The 4390-nt window shown below is 37.3% G+C and carries 7 protein-coding genes; all 7 read left to right on the forward strand.

All coding sequences use genetic code 11. The features are described 5' to 3' along the window. Positions 1 to 418: 418 nt before the first annotated feature. The 7 genes from JI65_RS16420 to JI65_RS16450 all read left to right on the forward strand — a co-directional run bounded on the left by JI65_RS16420 (position 419) and on the right by JI65_RS16450 (position 4348). On the forward strand, positions 419 to 778 hold the full coding sequence (locus tag JI65_RS16420; RefSeq protein WP_191018246.1) for a type II toxin-antitoxin system RelE/ParE family toxin: 360 nt from the start codon (positions 419 to 421) through the stop codon (positions 776 to 778). Next, positions 771 to 1091 (forward strand): helix-turn-helix domain-containing protein, encoded by a 321-nt coding sequence (locus tag JI65_RS16425; RefSeq protein WP_191018247.1) that lies wholly within the window; start codon positions 771 to 773, stop codon positions 1089 to 1091. Before JI65_RS16420 ends, JI65_RS16425 begins: the two co-directional genes overlap by 8 nt. Before the next feature lie 671 nt (positions 1092 to 1762). Further along, positions 1763 to 2593: a hypothetical protein gene (locus tag JI65_RS16430; protein ID WP_191018248.1), complete on the forward strand. Its 831-nt coding sequence runs from the start codon at positions 1763 to 1765 to the stop codon at positions 2591 to 2593. A 470-nt stretch (positions 2594 to 3063) separates the two neighbouring features. Continuing rightward, on the forward strand, positions 3064 to 3483 hold the full coding sequence (locus JI65_RS16435; protein WP_191018249.1) for a hypothetical protein: 420 nt from the start codon (positions 3064 to 3066) through the stop codon (positions 3481 to 3483). Next, positions 3470 to 3868: a hypothetical protein gene (locus JI65_RS16440; protein WP_191018250.1), complete on the forward strand. Its 399-nt coding sequence runs from the start codon at positions 3470 to 3472 to the stop codon at positions 3866 to 3868. The genes JI65_RS16435 and JI65_RS16440 overlap by 14 nt, the downstream gene beginning before the upstream one ends. A 107-nt stretch (positions 3869 to 3975) precedes the next feature. Continuing rightward, positions 3976 to 4182 carry a hypothetical protein gene (locus JI65_RS16445; protein WP_191018251.1) on the forward strand — a complete coding sequence of 69 codons (207 nt, stop codon included), beginning with the start codon at positions 3976 to 3978 and terminating at the stop codon, positions 4180 to 4182. Further along, positions 4172 to 4348 carry an Imm8 family immunity protein gene (locus JI65_RS16450; RefSeq protein WP_191018252.1) on the forward strand — a complete coding sequence of 59 codons (177 nt, stop codon included), beginning with the start codon at positions 4172 to 4174 and terminating at the stop codon, positions 4346 to 4348. Before JI65_RS16445 ends, JI65_RS16450 begins: the two co-directional genes overlap by 11 nt. Positions 4349 to 4390 lie beyond the last annotated feature (42 nt).

Consider the following 4390-nt stretch of genomic DNA (forward strand, 5'->3'; position numbering starts at 1 on the left):
GTTTGTTTTAGGCGTTAGTGGGTTTCTCGGAACTATAAGCCTTTGCGCTTTTTTTTGGGCTTATAGAAAAAATGGTATAGACTTCGGACGTTCTCCGTACTCCTATTTTTTTCTCATTGTAATCGCAAGTTTTATTTGCAACATTTGTGTGAGAAAAAAAATTGCCGTAAAATCTGGAATTGCAAAAGCGGGATTTTTCTTTGGCTTATTATCGATTTTGCCAATAGTGTTATTTTTTATTTCACTTATTCTTGTGCTTATAATCGGTCCTTTTCTTTTTTTATATAACCCGCCTCAGTTATTGTAAAAAGATTAATGAAATGGAGTAATCAGTTTTTGTATTGGACTTTTTTGTGTCAGTATTCGACAATCTGCTGAAATATTGACTACCCCTATAAAATAGGGTAAACTGTATAAGATGAAAAGGGAATTTATAGAAACTCCGTCATTCACAAAAAAATGGTTTTCGTTGGGATTTACGGATGATGATTTGGCTGAGCTTCAGCAGTTCCTCATCAAGAATCCCGATGCTGGAGATACGATGATCGGTACTGGCGGATTGAAAAAAATTCGCTATGCATTTGATGGGCGTGGCAAAAGTGGCAGTGCGCGAGTGTGCTATGTTGATTTTGCATCTTTCGAGAAGACCTACTTGATTCAGGTGTTCTCAAAGGATGAGAAACCGAACCTTACGGACGCTGAGAAAAACGCCGTTAAGAAAGCTATAGCCGTACTGAAAGCCGAGGCTGCAAAAAACTGGAGGCAGGAAAATGAGTGACTTTTTTGATGAATTGATGACAGGTTTAAATGAGGCTGTCGCTATTGAGAGCGGGATCCTAAAAGGTCGTAAGACCGTTTACGAGATTCTGCCCGTAAAGAAATACGACAATGCCCAAATCAAACAAATCCGCACTTCAGTCGGAATGACACAGGTTCTGTTTGCAGACTACATGGGAGTTTCAACAAAAACTGTGGAAGCATGGGAAAAAGGAACGAACCGGCCCACAGGAACTGCCTGCAGGCTGATAAGCATGCTCGAAAACAAAACCTTCACAACGCTGCCTTTCGTTCATAAAAAAGCAATATTGTAGTGAACCTTGAGTGGACCGCAAATACCACTCACTTTACTTCCCCAAAATCGCGATTTGTAGGAAGTCCAAACAATCCACTTTCCCCCGGAAAGCCCGCCACAAAAAGCGCCTTTTCCGGGGGAAATTAAGGATTGCGCTACATATAGCGTAGTTTTTGCCGTCCTAAAACCGCTCCGAATCAACTGACGAGTGGTTTTAGAATTTTTCGCGGACGGAAGTTTTCCGCCGATAAAATTCTTAAAGGAGGATTTTAAAACCTGAGCTGATTTTTGTCTTTCTTGAGCCAAAAGGGGAATTTACGGCACGAAAGTGCCTGAAATCCGTTGAGATTTGCGGGCTGTCAGTCCAATCAATCTCAATTGTTACCACTACGCGGGCAACAATCCGGTGCGGTATGTGGACCCGGATGGAAATGACATTGTCCCTTTTGGTAGTCCAAGGGAATTTTTCGGATTTTTAAAATCTATTGCAAGTGGACAGGACAAGGTTTATGCCGGATGCATGGAGAAAGCATATTCAGCGAGACCTCAGACGCGTTTGGTTGATATGCAAAGTTTAATAAGTAAGCTGTAAAAACTGAGATATTAAAAAAGGCAGAAGATATATATAAAGACTTTCCGGAAATGCTTGAAGTTACAAAGCAATGGCTAAATTCATTTTAAGAGGGCAAAATGAAAAGGGAAATAAATTTGACTGCAAGATTTGAAATAAACAATGAACTGATTAAATGTCTAAAAAAGATGATTAATGGAAAAATATCTTATGCAAGTCCATTTATTTGTTTTGATGGCATTACAGATGAAGAAGCTGATAAAGTTCTGTCATATTTGAATACTGTTGGTAAATATGAAATTGGTCTGAATTTAAATTATTTTACGGACAGTGAATTAATGGGCTTTGATTTCTTTTATTGTAACGGACAGAGAAAGACTGATACCTGCATAGATTTTATTGATTTTGAATTCAAGATGAATGGAAATGCATCTTTTGATTACACAGATTACTGTCCGAAATGCAAAGAGGGACTAAAACAAATTGCTCCATTCGTTGTAAAAGGTCTATCGACAAAACATGCTTCAAAAAAGTTTGTAACTCCCACTAGTCGATATTGGATTGTTTCTTCCGAGCTGAGAGAAAAAATCACTCACCAGAATATAACTGGAGTTGATTTTTGGGAATTGCTTAACTATAAAGGTCTGGCTTCAAAAACAAATTTTCAAATGAAGCCAACTAAAATTGTAAAGAATGCACTTGATTTACGGTATGTAAAAACGCCTGATACAGGCTGCAATTGTAAAAGGGGTGTCGGTATACCAGAAAATACGGTAAAACTTCATAAAGAATCCAAAAGCGATTTGTTGGATTTTACTGAACTTTATGAACGCAATTCATCTCGTATAGCTGGAATATACATAATCAGCAAAAAACTTTTGAAGCTTTTTATCGAGGAAGGCATCAGACCTCATTGGGATGTTAATATTCACCCTGTAGAATTTGTTTGATATGCAAGAGCAATGCCGCCACTTCCCCTACAAATCGCGATTTGTAGGAATACCAAAAATCCACTTTTCCCCGGAAAGCCCGCCACAAAAAGTGCCTTTTCCGGGGAAATTAAAGGATTGCGCTACATATAGCGTAGTTTTTACCGTTCTAAAACCTCTCCGAATCAACTGACGAGTGGTTTTAGAATTTTTCGCTGACGGAAGTTTTCCGCCGATAAAATTCTTAACGGAGGATTTTAAAACCTGAGCTGAGTTTTGCTTTTCTGCAGTCAAAAAGGGGAATTTAAGGCACGAAAGTGCCTTAAATCCATTGAGATTTGCGGTCTGTCAGTCCAATCAATCTCAATTGTTACCACTACGCGGGCAACAACCCTGTTAAGTATACGGACCCGAATGGAAGGAAAATAATTGTAGGTATTTCAACATCTGACACCGTTTGGGGAAAGACTTTTGGCGAGCATGCATTCATTATGTGTATAAATGATAAAGATCCTAAAAAGAGCCTTATGCTAGATGCTAGCGGTTCATACGGAGGCGCTCGTCCTGCTGACATACTCGATGGAATGCAAGCTCCTATATCAATTAATGCATATCTAAACTATTGGAATACTGATGAAAAGTTAACAACTTTTGAATTGAAATTGCCAGAAAAAGAGAAAAATATAAGAACAGCAATTGGCCAAATTGATGGTCGTTCTTGGATGTCTTGTGCGACATTGGCATCGAAAGTTCTTAATGAAAATTATTCTGCGGAAATTAAAAATTGCAGTACTCCTAAAGGATTATTAGATTCATTAAACAAATATGTAAAAAAGCATCCCAATGAAGTTACTGTGAAACATTATGATTTTAGAACAAAGCAAGAGGTCGTACAAAATGAAGAAAAATAACCCTTTGACTTTACATATTGCCGATGCGGTGATTTTTACCGTTTGCTATATGATTTCTCTATTTGTCAATTGGCTTTTGGGGTTTGGAAAAATATCTTTTGGAAACTTTGTGATTTACTCTATAGTATTTTGTTTGCTTGAGGTAATAAAAATACTTTTTTTAGATAAAAAATTTAGGTTCGTTTTCTTTTTTGCAAATATTTATTTTGGATATTGCATAACAAGCTTATATTTTATTGTGGTCAACAAAGCTTCTATTAAATCAAATCTTTTTACAATAGATATTTCTAAGTATCTAATTTTGCTAGGAATATCAACACTTCTCTCTTTTTTAGGCTATGGGATTTTAATTGTTCGTCATTATAGACTTTCAAGGCGTGAATAAAGATTGTTCTTTGATAAAGAATGCGTATGTCAAAAAATATGTTTTTATGGGAGTAAAGAAAATGCAAAACTCTTTGGCTCATGTCATAATAAAGCATGGAGGCTATTATGGGTGAAGCATTATTGGAAATGTATGACACAATGACGGCAACCGAGCAGAAAGAATTGTATGATTTTGCCCTGTTCATAGTTTCTAGGCGTGCGCGAGCAAAAAATCCACTTGAAGAATTCTGCGGGGTAATAAACGACGAGGATGCGGATGTAATGATGCGCGCAATCGACGAATGCAGGAGAATCGAGCCGAATGAATGGTAACCTGCTGGATACAAATGTGATTGTTCGAATCCTGAACGGTGACAGGGATTTGATCGAACAATGCATTACGGATATAGTTTCCAAAATTGAAGGAAAAGATTGGTTTGAATGCGTAGATAAACTTCGGCAGCTTGGACAATATGAATTTGATGATTACCAAACATAATACGTAATAAGTTCTTTGATATTTCAATTTTTCGGCTCACTG

The organism is Treponema zioleckii (assembly GCF_014737315.1).
In the GTDB taxonomy this organism is placed as follows: Bacteria; Spirochaetota; Spirochaetia; order Treponematales; family Treponemataceae; genus Treponema_D; species Treponema_D zioleckii.